This window comes from Hydrogenovibrio thermophilus (genome assembly GCF_004028275.1).
GTDB classification, from domain to species: Bacteria; Pseudomonadota; Gammaproteobacteria; order Thiomicrospirales; family Thiomicrospiraceae; genus Hydrogenovibrio; species Hydrogenovibrio thermophilus.
On sequence record NZ_CP035033.1, the window covers coordinates 921,530 to 939,257 of the forward strand.

At 49.6% G+C, this 17,728-nt stretch carries 13 protein-coding genes and 2 tRNA genes; 14 read left to right on the plus strand and 1 reads right to left on the minus strand.

Translation table 11 applies throughout. The annotated features are described in order from the left end of the window. Positions 1-23 precede the first annotated feature (23 nt). Complete coding sequence (trxB, locus tag EPV75_RS04285; RefSeq protein ID WP_127119978.1) at positions 24-980, minus strand: thioredoxin-disulfide reductase; 957 nt, start codon at positions 978-980, stop codon at positions 24-26. Positions 981-1,322: 342 nt separating this feature from the next. Between trxB and EPV75_RS04290 the strand changes: the two genes are divergently transcribed. From EPV75_RS04290 to EPV75_RS04355, 14 genes are all read left to right on the plus strand, one after another. Further along, positions 1,323-3,824 (plus strand): DNA translocase FtsK, encoded by a 2,502-nt coding sequence (locus tag EPV75_RS04290; RefSeq protein WP_192894031.1) that lies wholly within the window; start codon positions 1,323-1,325, stop codon positions 3,822-3,824. A gap of 107 nt (positions 3,825-3,931) precedes the next feature. Further along, complete coding sequence (lolA, locus tag EPV75_RS04295; protein ID WP_225972391.1) at positions 3,932-4,600, plus strand: outer membrane lipoprotein chaperone LolA; 669 nt, start codon at positions 3,932-3,934, stop codon at positions 4,598-4,600. A 15-nt stretch (positions 4,601-4,615) separates the two neighbouring features. Beyond that, complete coding sequence (locus EPV75_RS04300; protein ID WP_128384571.1) at positions 4,616-5,953, plus strand: replication-associated recombination protein A; 1,338 nt, start codon at positions 4,616-4,618, stop codon at positions 5,951-5,953. Continuing rightward, the gene (gene crcB / locus EPV75_RS04305) at positions 5,953-6,351 is read left to right on the plus strand and encodes a fluoride efflux transporter CrcB (protein WP_128385622.1); all 399 of its coding nucleotides are present in this window, start codon (positions 5,953-5,955) and stop codon (positions 6,349-6,351) included. The genes EPV75_RS04300 and crcB overlap by 1 nt, the downstream gene beginning before the upstream one ends. Before the next feature lie 63 nt (positions 6,352-6,414). Beyond that, on the plus strand, positions 6,415-7,701 hold the full coding sequence (gene serS / locus EPV75_RS04310; RefSeq protein ID WP_128384572.1) for a serine--tRNA ligase: 1,287 nt from the start codon (positions 6,415-6,417) through the stop codon (positions 7,699-7,701). A gap of 238 nt (positions 7,702-7,939) precedes the next feature. Continuing rightward, positions 7,940-8,030, plus strand: a tRNA-Ser gene (locus tag EPV75_RS04315). A 125-nt stretch (positions 8,031-8,155) separates the two neighbouring features. Beyond that, positions 8,156-8,232, plus strand: a tRNA-Arg gene (locus tag EPV75_RS04320). Between the two features lie 413 nt (positions 8,233-8,645). Further along, positions 8,646-9,704, plus strand: coding sequence for a hypothetical protein (locus EPV75_RS04325; protein WP_128384573.1), 1,059 nt, complete (start codon positions 8,646-8,648; stop codon positions 9,702-9,704). 85 nt (positions 9,705-9,789) lie between these two features. Next, entirely contained in the window at positions 9,790-12,390 is a 2,601-nt protein-coding gene (locus EPV75_RS04330; RefSeq protein WP_128384574.1) for an ATP synthase subunit B family protein, read from the plus strand. A 258-nt stretch (positions 12,391-12,648) separates the two neighbouring features. Then, positions 12,649-13,314, plus strand: a complete 666-nt coding sequence (locus tag EPV75_RS04335) for an ANTAR domain-containing response regulator (protein ID WP_192894032.1) — start codon at positions 12,649-12,651, stop codon at positions 13,312-13,314. Positions 13,315-13,347: 33 nt separating this feature from the next. Beyond that, entirely contained in the window at positions 13,348-14,607 is a 1,260-nt protein-coding gene (locus EPV75_RS04340; protein ID WP_081836777.1) for a sensor domain-containing phosphodiesterase, read from the plus strand. Positions 14,608-14,782: 175 nt separating this feature from the next. Further along, positions 14,783-15,649 (plus strand): hypothetical protein, encoded by an 867-nt coding sequence (locus EPV75_RS04345; protein WP_128384576.1) that lies wholly within the window; start codon positions 14,783-14,785, stop codon positions 15,647-15,649. Positions 15,650-15,664: 15 nt separating this feature from the next. After that, positions 15,665-16,477 carry an HAD-IIB family hydrolase gene (locus EPV75_RS04350; protein ID WP_128384577.1) on the plus strand — a complete coding sequence of 271 codons (813 nt, stop codon included), beginning with the start codon at positions 15,665-15,667 and terminating at the stop codon, positions 16,475-16,477. Further along, a complete protein-coding gene (locus EPV75_RS04355) occupies positions 16,474-17,685 on the plus strand; it encodes a glycosyltransferase family protein (protein ID WP_128384578.1) in 1,212 nt (403 codons plus the stop codon). Before EPV75_RS04350 ends, EPV75_RS04355 begins: the two co-directional genes overlap by 4 nt. The last annotated feature ends 43 nt before the right edge of the window (positions 17,686-17,728 follow it).

Sequence of the window (17,728 nt, forward strand, 5' to 3'; positions counted from 1 at the left end):
GTCGGTTTTGTTATTCGATTGGATTAGCTTTGAGATTCCAGATGATCCAGGTATTTCTCGGCATCCAGAGCGGCCATACAGCCCGCACCAGCGGAGGTGATGGCTTGTTTGTAAACCTGGTCCATGACGTCGCCGGCGGCGAAAATGCCCGGGATGGAGGTTTGAGTGGCGTTGCCTTGCAAGCCGCTCTGTACTTTCAGGTAGCCGTGGTCCATGTCCAGTTGGCCGTCGAAAATGCCGGTGTTCGGGGTGTGGCCGATGGCGATGAAGACACCTGCTACGTCGATTTCTTTGGTGTCGCCGCTTTGGGTGTTTTTCAAACGCAATCCGGTCACGCCCATGTTGTCGCCCAGCACTTCTTCCAACGTACTGTTGTATTCAATCTTGATGTTGCCGTTTTCGGCTTTTTCTTTCAGTTGGTCGGCCAGAATTTTTTCCGAACTGAAGCTGTCGCGACGGTGCACAATGGTGACTTCCGCGGCGATGTTGGACAGATACAAGGCTTCTTCCACGGCGGTGTTGCCGCCGCCGATGACGGCGACTTTTTGGTTGCGGTAAAAGAAACCATCACAAGTTGCGCAAGCGGAAACGCCTTTGCCTTTAAAGGCTTCTTCGGATTCCAGTCCCAAGTATTTGGCGGAAGCGCCGGTCGCGATAATCAGCGCATCGCAGGTGTACTCGCCGCTGTCACCAATTAGCTTGAATGGGCGTTGCTGTAATTCAGCGGTGTGGATGTGGTCGAAAATAATTTCGGTGCCGAAACGCTCGGCGTGTTTTTGCATGCGCACCATCAAGTCCGGGCCGGTCAATCCTTCCACGTCTCCTGGCCAGTTGTCCACTTCCGTGGTGGTGGTCAATTGACCGCCTTGCTGCATCCCGGTCACCATGACCGGTTCCAGGTTTGCGCGGGCGGCATAAACGGCGGCGGTGTAACCGGCTGGGCCGGAGCCGAGAATCAATAGTTTGCAATGCTTTGACATAACATCCTTTCCTTTCTTATTTGTCTCTGTCCGAAGTGGGCGATACATCGCTCCGCCGGACGGGTGCTTGAATCAGGCAGAAGGTTTCGTTTGTCGTTAAAGACACCGAATTCGCCAGGCCTGACGAGGCCGTGTCGAGAGCGGAATAGAATTAACGACGGCTTCTGAAATATGCTAGAATTCTAGCAGCTTTTCAACTGGCTTTGCATAATTATATTTGCGGAAAAAACGGCAGCATTGAGTGAGTATGACTGTGTTTGCGGCGAATTGTATTTTGATAGAAATTTCTTTAAATTCGATAAAAGAATCCGATAACCTTTGAATAGGATGAAACAGTAATCGATGGGATTTAAACAACCGAAATCAGCGGACCTGGTGGACGACGTGCAAGACGCCGACGTTTCCGGCCGCCGTGTGCACTGGGTCGTGAAAGACGCGATTTTGCTGGCCTGCATCGGTTTGGCGTTTTTCCTGTTTATCGTCTTGTTCAGCTATCATCCGAGCGACCCGGGCTTCGATACCGTCAATGAAGGTCAAATGGCGGAAAACTACGGTGGCCGCACCGGGGCTTGGATTTCCTCGCTTATCTTGTATTTGTTCGGCATTTTCGGTTTTCTGATTCCGTTTGGATTGCTGTTCGCCGGTATGGTGACCCTGAAAATCCGTGCCGGCTCGGAAATGGATTACGTGCATTTCGCCCTGAGTATGTTGGGGCTGGCGCTGTTGATTGTGTCCGGCGCCGGGTTGTCGGCCTTGTATCTTGAACCGCAGAATGCCGTGATTCAACTGCCGTATTCCGGCGGCGGTGTGCTCGGTTATGAGTTCAGCGCCTTTTTGGTGGGCGGTATCGATTTATTGGGGGCGACCCTGGTGCTGTTGGTGATGTTTGCGATTGCCTTCAGCATGTTGACCAGCTTTTCCTGGATCACCATTATCGATTACACCGGGGTGATGGTCTGGAAGCTGTTGGATAAACTGAAACACGAAATGGATGCTCTGCGTTCCGACTATCAGGAAAAACGCCAGACCAGGCAGGATGATGCCTTGGTAGCGGATTCAACGGAAACCCGTGCACCGGCGATTTTGACACCGCCGAACCAAGCGGGCAAAAATGCTGACAAAACCGCGCTGGAACCGGTCAAGAAAAAGTCCAAAGTGGTCGAGGCCCTGGCGGAAAAGGTCAAGTCGAAAAGCAAACAGATGCTGGAAAGCAAAGGCGACGGTGCTGAAACGCCGCGTGTCGAACCCACGATTGATATGGATAAGTTGGACGAGTCGTCGTCTTCGGAAGAATCGTCGTCGGTCAAAGTCGGCAAGAAAGCCATTTCCAACAGTACGGTGCCGGCGGTGCGTTCCGGCGAGTTGCCGAGTGTGGAACTGTTGAATCCGGTACCGGAATATGATGAAGGGTTTTCCGAAGACGAGCTGACCACCTTGTCGTTGTTATTGGAAAAACGTCTGGAAGAGTTCGGCGTCAAGGTGAAAGTCGAAGCGGTACAGCCGGGGCCGGTGGTCACGCGCTTTGAAGTCTTGCCGGCGGCCGGGGTCAAGGTCAGCCAAATCAATAATCTCGCCAAGGATTTGGCGCGGGTCTTGTCGGTCAAGTCTGTGCGTGTAGTCGACATCATTCCGGGTAAATCCGTGGTGGGAATCGAAATTCCAAACGATGAACGAGAGGTCGTAAGCTTCCGCGAAGTGATTTCATCCGATGAATTCCAAAATTCCAAATCGCCGCTGACCGTGGCGCTGGGCAAAGACATTGCCGGCAAGGCCGTGGTGGCGGATATCTCCAAAATGCCGCACTTGCTGGTGGCGGGAACCACCGGTTCCGGTAAATCGGTCGGTGTGAACAGCATGATTTTGAGTATGTTGTATAAGAGCACGCCGGAAGAAGTGCGCTTGATTATGGTCGATCCGAAAATGTTGGAATTGTCGGTGTACGAAGACATTCCGCATTTGTTGACGCCGGTGGTCACGGATATGTCCGAAGCGGCTAATGCCTTGCGTTGGAGTGTGTATGAAATGGACCGCCGTTATCAATTGATGGCGAAGCTCGGGGTGCGCAATATCGCCGGGTACAATGCCAAAGTCAAAGGCGCAATTGAAAAGGGCGAACCCATTATCGACCCGCTGTATCAGCAACCGGCCAACTTTGGACACGAAATGAGTGAGCCGCCACCGACCTTGGAACCCTTGCCCTACATTGTTGTGGTGGTGGACGAGTTCGCCGATATGATTATGGTGGTCGGTAAGGAAGTCGAGCAGTTGATTGCCCGTATCGCCCAGAAAGCGCGTGCCGCCGGGATTCACTTGATTTTGGCAACACAACGGCCGTCGGTCAACGTCATCACCGGTTTGATCAAAGCCAACATCCCGACGCGGATTTCCTTTATGGTCAACACCAAAATCGACTCGCGTACCATTCTGGATCAAGGCGGCGCCGAGCAGTTGCTGGGCATGGGGGATATGCTGTTCATGCCGCCGGGCACCGGCAGCCCGAAACGGGTGCACGGCGCGTTTATGACGGATGAAGAAGTCCATAAGGTGGCGGAGTTCGTCAAATCGCAAGGCGAGCCGCAATACTTGGAAAGCGTGACTCAGGCCAATTCGGGTGAAAAGAATGACAGTTTGGCGGAAGATGCCGAACAAGATTTACTTTACGACCAAGTGGTGGCGTTTGTATTGGAAAACCAGCGGGTGTCGGTGTCCTTGGTGCAGCGTCAGTTTAAAATCGGTTATAACCGTGCGGCACGTATTGTCGAGGCGATGGAATCCGCCGGCGTGGTGTCGCCGATGAAAGCCAACGGTAACCGCGATGTGTTGGCGCCCAAACCGCAGGATTAATCTTTAACGAATCGTAACTTTCTTGAAAACCGCCAGGCCTTATACCCTTTAGGGTGTGATTTCCGCAGGTGGTGTTTTGAGAACTTTTGTAGGAATATGAATCGCTTATGCAGTCGAATATGCAGTGTAATCCATTGAAGCGCCGCTCAGGTGTGGCGCGGTTTTTCATCGGTCTCCTATTGATGTGGCCGATGCAGATGGCCCTGGCGGCCAAAGCCCAAGTGGCGGACTTGAACCGTTTCGTTTCGAACCTGGAAACCTTCAGCGCCAGCTTCGAACAAACTCAACCGGAAGAAAACCTGTTTGAAATGAACAGTTCCAAAGGGTATTTCGTCATGCAACGCCCGGGGCAACTGTTGTGGGTGTATGAAAAGCCGGACCCGCAGAAAATCATTTCCGACGGACGCAATGTCTGGGTGTACGACGTCGAGCTGGATCAAGCCACCGTGCGCCCACTCAGCTCGGTGGAAGCGGATTTTCCGTTGAGTTGGTTGCTGTATAAAGAACCGTTGTCGGAACGTTTCAATATCATTCCCGGAGACGTGCGCAACGGGGAAAGCTGGTTCAACCTGACGCCGAAAGACGGCACCTTTTTCCAAAGTTTGGACGTGGCGATTGCCGATGGCAAGATGACGCAGATTTGGATGTATCAATCCGTGGACAACATCACCAAGGTGAAGTTCAATAACATCCGTCAAAACCAGTCGGTGAACACCTCGGATTTCGAGTTTACGCCGCCGAAAGGGGTGGACGTCATCGGTCAGCCGGTGCGATAAAGGCCAGATAAAACGATGGAAACCCTCGTTTACCAACCGCTTTCGGACCGCTTGCGACCGCAGGCGCTGGACGAATTTGTCGGGCAGACGCACTTACTCGGGCCGGGGCGCGCCTTATCGAAAATGTTCGAATCCGGCCGCATGCATTCGATGATTTTCTGGGGGCCGCCGGGCACCGGAAAAACCACTTTAGCGCGGTTGATTGCCAAGCAGTCCGGTTTGCAGTTTTTAAGCTTGTCAGCGGTGTTGGACGGGGTTAAGGAAGTGCGGGCCGCCGTCGAGCAGGCCAAATTGCATCGTTCCCAGTTTCAGGAAGGTTCGCTGTTGTTTGTGGATGAGGTGCATCGTTTCAACAAAGCCCAGCAGGACGCCTTTTTACCCTTTGTGGAAGACGGCACTTTCGTGTTCATCGGCGCCACCACCGAGAACCCGTCGTTTGAATTGAATAACGCCTTGTTGTCGCGGGCGCGGGTGTATGTATTGCGCTCGTTGGACGACGAAGATTTAGCGGAAGTCTTGGAACGCGCCGTCCGCTTGATGAGTGATGAAATGGCGCAAACGCTGGTGTTGGAAGACGCGGCCAAGCAATCGCTGATTCAGTTTTCCGACGGCGACGCGCGACGCTTGCTGAACTTGTTGGAACAGGCGGTGGATTTTGCCGAGTTCCGTGAGGAAGAGAATTCACCAGGCCTGGTGGTTTTGACCGAAGCCAATTGCCGTGAGGTGGTGCTGGGCGGCGTGCGGCGTTTCGATAAAGGTGGCGAAGCCTTTTACGATCAGATTTCCGCCTTGCATAAGTCCGTGCGCGGTTCCGACCCGAACGCCGCCTTGTATTGGCTGACGCGCATGTTGGACGGCGGCGTGGATGCACGTTATTTATCACGCCGTTTGATTCGCATGGCCAGTGAAGACATCGGTAATGCCGATGTGCGCGCCTTGGAAGTCACGGTCAATGCGACGGAAGCCTATGAGCGACTTGGTTCGCCGGAAGGCGATTTGGCACTGGCGCAGGCGGCGGTTTATCTGGCGGTGGCTCCGAAATCCAATGCGGTGTACATGGGCTATAAAGCGGCTTTGAAAGATATCAAGGAACACGGTTCCTACGACGTGCCGCTGCATTTGCGCAATGCGCCGACCAAGCTGATGCAGAACATGGGCTACGGCGAGGGTTATCGTTATGCGCATGACGAACCCGAGGCCTACGCCGCCGGTGAAAGTTATTTTCCGGAAGAAATGCTGGAGCGCGATTATTATCAACCGGTCAACCGTGGCCTGGAAATCAAAATCGCCGATAAGATGCAGCGCCTCAGACAAATGGACGCGCAATCCCCAATCAAAAGGAGAGAGTCTTGATTCACTCGTTTCATATCTGGCAGTTGGTCGCCGTCGGGTTGGGCGGTTCCTTAGGCGCCATGGCGCGGTTTTTGGTGTCCAACCAGATGTATACCTGGTTGGGGCGGGATTTCGCCTGGGGCACCTTGACGGTCAATGTGTTGGGGTCGTTTATTATCGGGCTGTTGACGATTCTGATGATCGACAAGGTGCAGTTGTCGGTGGAAATGCGCTCCTTTTTGATTGTCGGATTCCTCGGGGCCTTCACGACGTTTTCGACGTTTTCGTTCGAAACCTATTCGTTTCTGCAAACCGGCGACGTGACCAAAGCCATGCTCAATATCGTGGTGAGCGTTTTGTCCGGTTTGGTCGCCGTGTGGCTCGGGATTTTAGCTGGCAAACATTTTTTCAGTCCGTAAAATAGTCACATATTTAAGGCACAACCCCTATTCACTTTTAATTAATTTGTTAGAGATTTTTTCATGTTAGATTCAAAATTGCTGAGAACCGATTTGCAAGCGGTCGCCGAAAAATTGAAAACGCGCGGCTTCGACGTCGATGTGGCGCGCATCGAGGCGCTGGAAGCGCAGCGTAAAGAACTGCAGGTGAAAACCCAGGATTTACAGGCCGAGCGTAACAGTCGATCGAAAGGCATCGGTAAAGCCAAAGCGGCCGGAGAAGACATTCAGCCGTTATTGGACGAAGTGGCGAATCTCGGCGAACAGTTGGAAGAAGCGAAAACCGCATCCGACGCCATTCAAGCCGAACTGGAAAATATCTACGGCGGCATTCCGAATCTACCGCATGACTCTACGCCGGTCGGTGCGTCCGAAGACGATAATGTGGAACTGCGTCGTTGGGGGCAGCCGCGTGAATTTGCATTCGAGATCAAAGACCACGTCGATTTGGCCGAAGCGCGCGGCTGGTACGATAATGAAGCGGCGGTAAAAATCACCTCATCACGTTTCTCGGTGCTGAAAGGGCCAATGGCGAAACTGCAACGGGCCTTGACGCAGTTCATGCTCGATACTCATGCCGAAGCCGGTTACGAAGAAGTCTATGTGCCGTTCTTGGTGAATCAGGACAGTTTGTACGGCACCGGCCAATTGCCGAAGTTTGAAGCCGATTCCTATAAAATCGACAAACACGAAGAGCACGACACCTCGGATCGCGATTTGTATTTGATTCCGACCGCCGAAGTGCCGGTGACCAATTTATTCCGTGACGAAATCATCGACGAAGCACAATTGCCGTTGAAGATGACCGCGCATACGCCGTGTTTCCGTTCCGAAGCCGGTTCTTACGGGCGCGATACCAAAGGCTTGATTCGCCAGCACCAGTTCGAAAAAGTGGAGATGGTGCAAATCGTCCATCCGGAGCAATCCTACGACGCATTGGAGGGCTTGACGCAGCAAGCGGAATCGATTCTGCAAAAGCTTGAACTGCCGTATCGTGTCATGGCATTGTGCACCGGCGATATCGGTTTTTCATCCGCCAAAACCTATGACCTGGAAGTCTGGTTACCGGGGCAGCAGGCGTATCGTGAAATTTCCTCCTGTTCCAACTTTGAAGATTTTCAGGCACGTCGCTTGAAAGCGCGTTTCCGTACCGGACAAGACAAGCCGCAGTTGGTGCATACGCTGAACGGTTCCGGTTTGGCGGTGGGGCGCACGTTGGTCGCAGTGTTGGAGAACTATCAAAACGAAGACGGTTCCGTCACCGTGCCGGAAGCCTTGCGTCCGTATTTGGGCGGCGCAGAGCGTTTATAAGCGCGCATCGGCGCTTTCATCGCCTATATCGAAAACCACCAGGCCTGGTGGTTTTTTTATATGAACCAAAAGGCGGCTTTCTGAGGTTTAAAAAGGTCTGGGCGTATTCGCATTGTGTTTGGCGAGAGCGGGAAAAGGGCGAAGCTTTGGCCGTCGAAAAAGTTTTGTAAAAAAAGGGTAAAAAACGCCGGAAACGCTTGCAATTATCCGGCATCCCTCTATAATACGCACCTGATTTGGTGGACTGGCTGAGTGGTTGAAGGCGGCGGTCTTGAAAACCGTTGTAGGTTAGTAGCCTACCTGGGGTTCGAATCCCTAGTCCACCGCCATTTAATTTCAAAAGTTGTGTTATTTGACAGCTTTTAAAATTGCGATGGGAAAAGGCATTAAAAGCGCTGAAAATGGCTTGACAAGATGTTCTTAACTCCCTAGAATACGCACTTCATTTCGATATGCGCCCGTAGCTCAACTGGATAGAGTACTCGGCTACGAACCGAGCGGTTAGGGGTTCGACTCCCTTCGGGCGCGCCATTATTCCAAAGGCTTGTCATTTTATGACAGGCCTTTTTTATTTTCCCTTACTTTTTCCCTTAAAAATTTACTCTGTCGCTTGTACTTCTTTTGTTCCGCGTAGGTAAACAGCTTTCGCTTTTTCAGGCTTATGCCCCGACTAGTGGAGAGGGTGATTTGTTATGCCAGCCGCTTTAATATCGTGAAAAGTAAATTTGCTTTCATTGGTGACAACCTCATTTGACCACTATAACCTTATTATAGTTTTTATATTTAGCATGGCTCCATCTCAATAATATGCTAAATTTTGACCTAAAGAATGTATTTAGCGGGATTGATGGCAGAGAGCTTAGTGGTATTTGTGTTCATAATGGAAATATTAGAATAAGGGTTCATGATTGCAAACAATCTAATCGGAAAGGCCTTTGAGTTAAATGGATACAGTAATTGAAAACAGTACAAAAATAATTGCAACGCTCGGAAAACTTTTCAAACGAGATGACTCAATGCCAGAGTTTGAAGTTTTATCAAAAGGTCTATGTGATATTGAAGTGACTGGGTTTGATAATTGGAACGGCGGAACCGATATATATGGAATATTTTGTCGTCTACCTATAGATGTCTACTCAAAATATGAACATGAAATTCAATCAATAGAGCAAAGTATCAGAAAAAAAGCTGAAATGATATTTCGGATATACCCAAACTGTTGGGTAGGAGAGGTTGTAATTTCACCAGAGCTATCAGGTGAAATGGATGGGAAGGCATATACTTTTAGTGTAGAGGAACTGTTAGAACTACTTGAGCAACAAAAAGCAATGATGATTTCTGTGTCAACTGGTGGGCCTATGATAAAAACAGTGAATTCAGAATATAAAGAAAGAGCCGAAATGATAGAAGAAGGCTTGCTAGAAAGGGGCATGGTAAATACAAACCAATTTGAAGACTTATGGACTTGGCATGGGAAGTGGAGTGATGGTTCGTTGCCAAATTATGCATCAAGAAGGAAGTTTGTTTCAGAATTATTTGGCCCAATGCTGGAAGCTGTTAAAAATTTGAAAAGCAAAGTTATAAACCCTGTATTTGAAGAGCCAACAGGTTGGGGAAGGGTCGATAGGAGTGTTGGTGAAATAAAGCTTAGATTAACGCAAGCCTCTACAGAAGAGCAATATCAAGCTATAGGACTGCTTTGTAGAGAAACTCTAATTTCTATAGCTCAGGAGGTGTTTATCGAAGAGGTGCATCCAATACTAGATGGGGTGACAGTCAGTAAAACCGATGCGAAAAGGATGTTAGAGGCTTATATTGCTCATGAATTGTCAGGAAGCTCAAATGAGCAAGTTCGAAAACACGCGAAGGCATCACTTGCCTTGGCAAATGATTTAACTCATAAGCGAACGGCAGAATATCGTTTGGCTGCATTATGTGCAGAAGCAACTAATGCTGTAGTTAATATAATCGCAATTATTTCCGGTAGAAGAGATCCCAGGTAAATTCTTGAGGAAGTCTTGACGCTCAGGTGGGGGGTTGTTAGTCTTTTAAACCTGTATATAAAAAAATCCTTGTTAAAGGTTCACTATGTTGCGCTTCTCCAAGATTCTATTCCCGTTTATTGCTATTGTACTTGCCGCTTGTAACTCTCCATCCGAGACCAAACCGTCTGGAACTTCGGCTAAAGCGTCCAAGTCTAACGCCTATACCGATCCGTTTTATGCGCCTCTGAATGGCGTGCCGCTGAGCCAATATGAAAACGAAGGTGGCGGTTTGTTGAAGGTGACGGAAAAGAACGATTTTGATTTGCTGCTGACGTCTCCGGGAACAACGACCGTGGTTGATACGCGTGGCATGGTGTCTTTAGGTTTGGAGAGGGGAACCTTGTATAAACAGCGTTTTGAAGGGTATTTATGGCGCTGGCATAAACGAAACGACCCGATGCCGTATCTTGGGCGATTGACGATTCAACAAAAGAGTGGTCGAAAAACGGTGATTACAGGGTCTTTTTGGGCGCGTTTCTATGAAGGTAAGGTTTTTGGAAGCAGTCCTGCCAACCTGGGGACGTTGCGAGAGGGGTTTGTTGAGAAGTATGACCGGAAAGGGCGCCTGGTCAGTCGGGAATACCATGTTTATCGTTACTCCTGGCGCTATTCAAGTTTAATGAAGCGCAGTAACGCTTCGAGTTATAAATATTACACTCAAAGAAGACTGCCCTTTATCGAAAAAGAAACCGGGCAGAAGCCCTATTATGGGTCGATGCTGCCGCAATACGAATTTGTTTTGCCAAAACCTCAGGTGCTTGTGAAAGCCTTTCCGGATGACCCGAAACGTTCGAGCTATATTCGTGAGGAATCTTTGGCCAAGGCGCTGAAAGCGAAGCAGATTTATCCTCGTCATTTATTGATTACCCCGCCTAAACCGGCTTATTTGGGGCGGTATGACTTATCGGGGCGGACGACTAAACGCGATCCAAATCGGAAATATTACTCTTGGGAGTCGCCGTTTGTGCGTGACTTAATCACCGAGACGACTTATTTACAATCCTACAATCGGAACACGCCGGTGTTGACGTTGCCGTCGTATCAGAAAATGGTGGCGACAATCCAACAACCGGAAAATGCCGTTTGTATGGGGAAAACCCGAGGCGTGGCGGTGTTGACGGGGCGTTGCGATGCGAAAGCTCCGGTGTTTCCGTTAACGGTTTTGACGCAAATGCCCAATGACCAGTTTTTGATTAATGTCTGGACGGATGCGAATAAGCGCTCGACCTATTTGCTGAGCGGAACGCGTGATCTGGAAAGAGGCTATTATAAGTGGTCCGTGGATGCCTTTATGATTGAGAAGCCTTTTTCAACCAAAGAGACTATGCAGGCGTTATCGACCGGCAAGGATTCGACGTCCGTGCAGTTGGCCGGGTTTGCGGAAACGAAACAAGACCAGTTGGCCTGTCGTAAGATGGTTCAGGCTGTCCAAAGTGCGGAAAACGCTTTGCAAGGTTCGATGAGGCTGGAAGAAAAGCTGGACAGCTACGAAAGAAATGTGGATATTTGGGACAATATGGGCTGGGCCGTCGAGAATATCAAGAGCGATTATTCGCCGTCCGCTTTATTCAAGAGTACGGTGTGGGACGATAGCGTTCAATTCGAAAAAGACTTCAAACAGACCGTTCAGCGTTTTACGCAAAACAAAAATGTTAATAACAGTGTGTGTCAGGCGGATAAGGCGCGAATGGAGGAGCTGACGGCGGCGCTTAACGCGCGTTCCAAGCAGATATCCAATACGCTGGATAGGCTGAATGACACTTATTATGCTCAGGCTCAGAAAAAGACTCGCGAAATTTATACTTGGCGCGGGCGACTTAAAGAAGCCAAACAACAAATGGCCATGAACCAACTTATCACCAAGATGAACCAATCCTTTGCAAAGGATGAGGCTTACCGTCGCAAGGAACGGGCGGAAATGGATCTGGCCGTACAAAGATCAAAAGATTCCGTGAAAGCGCAAATCGCCGAAGTGCAAGCACGCAATAAAGCGTATTTTGACAATCAAAAACCGGTCTATACGCAATCCATCCCGGTGGTGGTGCCGGTGAAGCTCCCGAATCGCAGTTTGGACACCACGACGGTTGCCAAAGCGCCACAGCCGGAATCCAACTCGCGCTTGTCCACAAAAGAAGCGATTGAACAGGCAAAAGCGAAAACGGAAAGCCTTAACCAACCGGTTGATGTGGCCCAAGCCGGTAAGAATGGAGCGGGAGCGGATAAAGCTCCTGAGGCATCGGGCGCGGCTTCGGAGTCTTCCGTGCGTCGCGGTGATGGCGGTGCGGCCATGTGCGCGGTGGCCAACCGAAATAGCACCAATACCCCGAGTGATGAAGCTTACTATTATCACTATGGGCGAACCATTTCCCCGTTGCAGGCCGATAAAGACGTGCGGAAAAAACTTCCCGACCATTACTCGGAGGTGCCGTCTTGTTGGCGTAATAAAGAGGGGCAAGTGGGCGCGATGGTGGTGGTTGTCTATGGTGGAGAAGATTCTAAGGGAACCCCTTACCAGCGCTATGGTATGGGCTTTGGCCAGTCAGTGGACGCGGCCGAAGTCGATGCTGTCAAAAACTTGAAGATGCGGGACTGGAACTGGACGACAGCCAAAGGTTATCAAGTGGTTTTCTCTAAAAAGTATTAATCTTTCGTTCGGTTGTGACATCGTGTTTTGATGGTGGCTCTCCTTTCAACAAAACAATCATGTTGGCGCCGCTGTTAAAACCAAGCGTTCTGGTAACAAATGAAACGTTTCCTGCACCAAGTCGGTTCATATTGTGATTTTTTTTACCTCCCAGTAAAAAACGATTCCTATAACATTATGATTTAATAAAACTAATTTTTTTTGGTATGGCATATGTTTTACCAGTTTGAATTTGGTTTGATTATAGGAGGGGCGATTTTGGCAGATCTTAAAGTGTTATTGGTCAGTGACGACGTTGACAATGCTGGAACATTGAAATCTGGCTTGAGTCAATCCGGGGCGAATTACGTTGATGTAATGTCCGTTTCGGAGGACTTGTTGTCCAAACTATCGTCAGACGACTACGGTTTATTGGTGTTGGAGTGTAAGTTTCCGACCGAACGTTTCTTTGAAGCCTTTGCGGACATTTGCGGCGCCATCGAAATTCCAATCATTTGTTTCAGTAACGAGCGCGATTCGCGTGTCATCGCCAAATCGGTGGAAGCCGGTGTGGTGTCCTACATTGTGGATGATAAAAGCATCAGTCGCATTCAGCCGATTGTGGACGTGGCCTTGGCGCGTTTCAACGAGCGTAAGTCCTTGAAGAAGGAGCTGGCGCAATTGAAAGATAAGCTGGCCAAGCGCGCCTTGATTGAAAAGGCAAAAGGCCTGTTGATTCAAGCGAAAAAAATGACCGAGGATGATGCATATCATTACATGCGCAAGAAAGCGATGAACCAAGGGCGCCGCTTGACGGATGTGGCGCAAGAGGTGTGTGATGGCTTGGCGTCTTCATCCATGGCGGCTTCCGACTATGCCGCAGGCGGTCATTTTATGGCGTCTGGCGATGATGGAATGCGTCCGGTGGCGATGGGGCAGGATTGAGTTGAGCGTCGGATTAGAAGTTGAACGATTTAAATGACAGCGAATAACACTAATTTTCATATGCAGAGCCGAGAGCCGGTTGCCGGAAGCAAAACATTGAAGCTGGAAGACAAAAAGCTGTTTTCGGTCTTTCAGCCGATTTACAGTTTTTCCAATCAGGCATGTATTGGTGTCGAAGCCTTGGTGCGCGGTCGTTCGGTCGAGACTGGGTTTCAGATTCCCGTGGATGAGTGTCTGGCTGTGCCGGAAGACATGGCGCAGGCTAAATTCAGTCATGCCTTGAATCGTCTGCATGTCGAGAACTGGCAGCAATCGCGTTTGCCGGACAGTTGGTTGTTTTTGAACCTGGATTTTGAAGGCGTTAACGACTTGAGCGAAATCTGCATCGAGCAGGTTTTGAAAGATTTGCGGGTCAAGGGGCATGAAATCGTCATCGAGGTGGTGGAAAGCGAAATCACCGACGAGAAGCTGTTTGAGGAGATTATTGCCACTTTGCGTCGTTTGGGCTGCTTGATTGCGTTGGACGATTTCGGGGCGGGGCATTCCAATGTGGACCGTATCTGGAAGGCGCAACCGGACATTGTGAAGCTGGATCGCGGCGTGCTGCTGGAAGCGTCGAAAAGCCTGCGCAGCCAAAGTATTTTGAAGAATCTGACGCGTCTGATTAAAGAAGCCGGCAGTGTGTGCTTGTTAGAGGGGATTGAAACCAAAGAGCAAGCGCTGCTGGCGATGGATGTGGGCGTGGACTTGGTGCAGGGTTTTTATTTTGCCCGCCCGAGACAGTTACTGGATCAGGTCAAAAAGGGCCAGGCCTGCATTAAGGAAGTGATTGACGAATACCCGCTGTACATTCAAGAGCAGCAGTTCATTAAGAATATTCAACGTCGTGGCTATGAAACCTTGTTCGAACGCGTCGATGACATTAACAGTTTCCGCTCACTGGAAGGTGAGATGGTGAAAAAGGTTATGGACTTGTCGTTCGTGAAACGTTATTTTATTTTGGATCAGGAAGGGTTTCAGGTCAGTGACGAGTGCAACTCGCCGGATGTCAGTGATCGAGTCGAAGTCTTGAAAAAAGGCAAAGGCCTGTGCTGGAAGAATCGCCGTTACTTTGTGAAGGCTTTTCAAACGCCGGGGCGGGTGTATGTGTCTCAGCCATATCGCTCGTTAATCGATATGCAATTGTGTTTTACCATTTCCAAACAGATTACATTGGATGAAGGTGAATTTGTCGCCTGTTTCGATGTGGTCTATCATGACAAATCCATGGAGTCGGTCCAGATTTCCGTGTAACCGCCGCCTTATTTCTTCTTTGGCGAGTCTCTTTCTTTTTTAGCGTGTTTTTGGTTCAAATTGGTGCATATTTACGGTTGATGGAAGGCTGTAAAAATTAAGTTATTGATACCGAATAGAAAATTTATTTTGGCTTGTATGTCGCTATTTACTTATATAAGTAAGAGGTGATGCAATGCAAGAGTTTATTAGCTTATACAATGAGCACAAACCGGAAATCGAGAAGTTTCTGGTGGAGACCATTTGTAACAACGCGCAGTTAATGAGCTTGGAAACAAAAGGGGCGCAGCAATTCTACACGATTTTCTCGTGTCTGGAATTGATTTACATTGCCGACTCCGAATACATCCAGACCTCTCCGAATATCTACAAAAACAAACAAAACGACGCGGCCATCGGTAAAAACCGTTCCTATCTGGTCTCGCATGTCGATCATGAAGAACAAGGCGTGTCGGTGACGTCGCCTTATATCAGTTCGGCGACAGGGGAATCCTGCGTCACGGTGATTGTCAGTGCCAATGGCCGGTTCTTCTTTTTCGATTTCAATGTCGTGTCTTTATTGATGCGCCTCGGTCTGCTGGAGCTGCACCCGGTCTTCAATAAAGTGACCAAAAGCTTTTATTTGGCCATTGGTCTGTCATTAATGTTTTTCTCAATCATGTCAATCGGTTATGCTTTTTATGACTACTTTCTGCAATGGCGTCATCCCGACACCTATACGCTGGAAAGTGTGTTCAAACCGATTGTCGCTTTAACGATGGGGTTGGCGATTTTCGATTTGGCTAAGACCCTGTTGGAACGGGAGGTGTTCTTTAAAGCCTATTCGGACAAGAAGGACGAATCCCGGTTGCTCTCGAAATTTCTGATTGCGATTATCATCGCACTGTCCATCGAAGCCTTGATGGTGGTGTTTAAAATCGCGTTGAACGATCCGACCTTGATGCTGCATGCGCTGTATCTGATTATCGGTATCGCATTGATTATTCTGTCACTGGCGTTTTATTCCCATTGGGTGAAAAAAGCGCCTGGCAAACAAAACTGATTGAAGGGGAAAGGTGTGTCGAAGCTGATCATCTTTACGGATCTGGACGGAACGCTGCTCAACCATAACACCTACGATTACGAGGTGGTGCTGCCGATGTTCGAGCGCTTGAAGCGGTTGGGCATTCCGGTGGTGCTCAATTCCAGCAAGACCTTGTCCGAACTGGAAGAGTGGAAATCCAAACTGAAACTGGACACGCCGGTCATTGCCGAAAACGGCGGTGTCATGACCGTGCCGGCCACTTCGTCGCAAGCTGCAGAAAAGGTGTTGATCGGCCATCCTTACAAAGACATTCGTTCTTATATCAAACATCTGCGCAAGCGTCACGATTGGCAATTTGAAGGTTTTGGCGACTGGACGTTGTCTCAAGTCATGAACCATACCGGCTTGCATCATAAAGAAGCCCTGTTGGCTACCGAGCGAGAAGTCACCGAACCGATTCTCTGGCAGGATTCGGACGAGAACCTGCAACGCTTTAAAGAGGCGCTCGCCGAAGAACATTTAACGTTGAAAAAAGGGGGACGTTTTTATCATGTGATGGGTAAACATGATAAGGCGGATGCCATGCATTTTTTAGTGAACAAAGAATATTTTTCCTGTGGGCGGGATTGTGTGGTGATGGCGTTGGGCGATAGCGACAACGACATCGCCATGTTGAATTACGCGGATATTCCGATTGTGATTTCCAACCCGGCCGGAAAAGGTATTGAAATACCGAGTGCGATTTACACCGATGCGGAAGCGCCGCATGGCTGGATTGAAGCGGTGGAAGCCGTTTTGGCGAAGCCCGAAAACGAATTAACCAAAAGCTCAAGGGGGAGTGTATGAGTGATTTCTTTCAAAACGGAACCGTTACGACGTTCCACAACATCACGGATCGTCCGGTTGATGACATGGAAGCGGAGCTGTGCCGTCACGGCAACAAAAAACCGTTAGGGCTGATTCTGCCGTCTTTGTTCAGCGAGCTGGAAGGCCCGGCTCTGGGCAACATTGTTGAAGAGCTGAAGAAGGTGCCGTATCTGAACCAAATCGTCATTGGTTTGGACCGGGCGGATGAAAAGCAGTTTGAATACGCCAAGGAATATTTCTCCGGTTTGCCGCAGGATGCCAAAATCATCTGGAACGACGGCCCGCGCATGCAAGCCATTACCAATAAATTGAAAGAAAAAGACCTGGCTCCCCGTGAGCGTGGGAAAGGCAGTAATGTCTGGAACTGCTTCGGGTACATTCTGGCCTCCGGCAAGGCCGAAGCGGTGGCGTTGCACGATTGCGATGTCGTCACCTATGACCGCAGTTTGCTGGCACGATTGATTTATCCGGTGGCTCATCCGACCTTCAACTTCGTGTTCTCCAAAGGCTATTACCCGCGTTACTCGGAAGGCAAGTTGAACGGGCGGGCCTCTCGCTTGTTGGTGACGCCGTTGCTGCGTGCCTTGAAAGGCGTGTTGGGGAATGACGACTTGCTGACGTATTTGGACAGTTTCCGTTATCCGTTGGCGGGTGAGTTCGCGATGGATGTGCAGTGTTTGAAAGAAATTCGTATTCCTTCCGATTGGGGGCTGGAAATCGGTGTGATGTCCGAGGTTTTGAAGAACTATTCCAACCGCCGCGTATGTCAGGTCGACATCGCCGACGTTTATGACCATAAGCACCAGGAAGTTTCGTTTGAGGACAAGCAAAAAGGCCTGTCGCGCATGAGTCAGGACATCGCCAAGTCGTTGTTCCGAAAACTGGCGGTGCGCGGACACCAATTCTCGCAAAGTACCTTGCGTACCATCCGAGCCAAGTATTACCGTACGGCGCTGGATCAGCTTGAATCCTATGCGTTCGATGCGGAAATGAACGGTTTGAAAATCGACTTGCACAGTGAAGAACAGGTCATCGAACTTTTCGCGCAGAACATTCTCGATGCCGGTAAGGCCTTTATCGAATCGCCGAGTGAAATTCCGTTCATGCCAAACTGGAACCGGGTGATGAGTGCCTGCCCGGATATTCTGGAGAACATTTACGAGGCGGTCGAAGAGGATAATAAATAGTCGACACTGAATAAGCCTGGCACAGGCAAACAAAAGGCAAAAC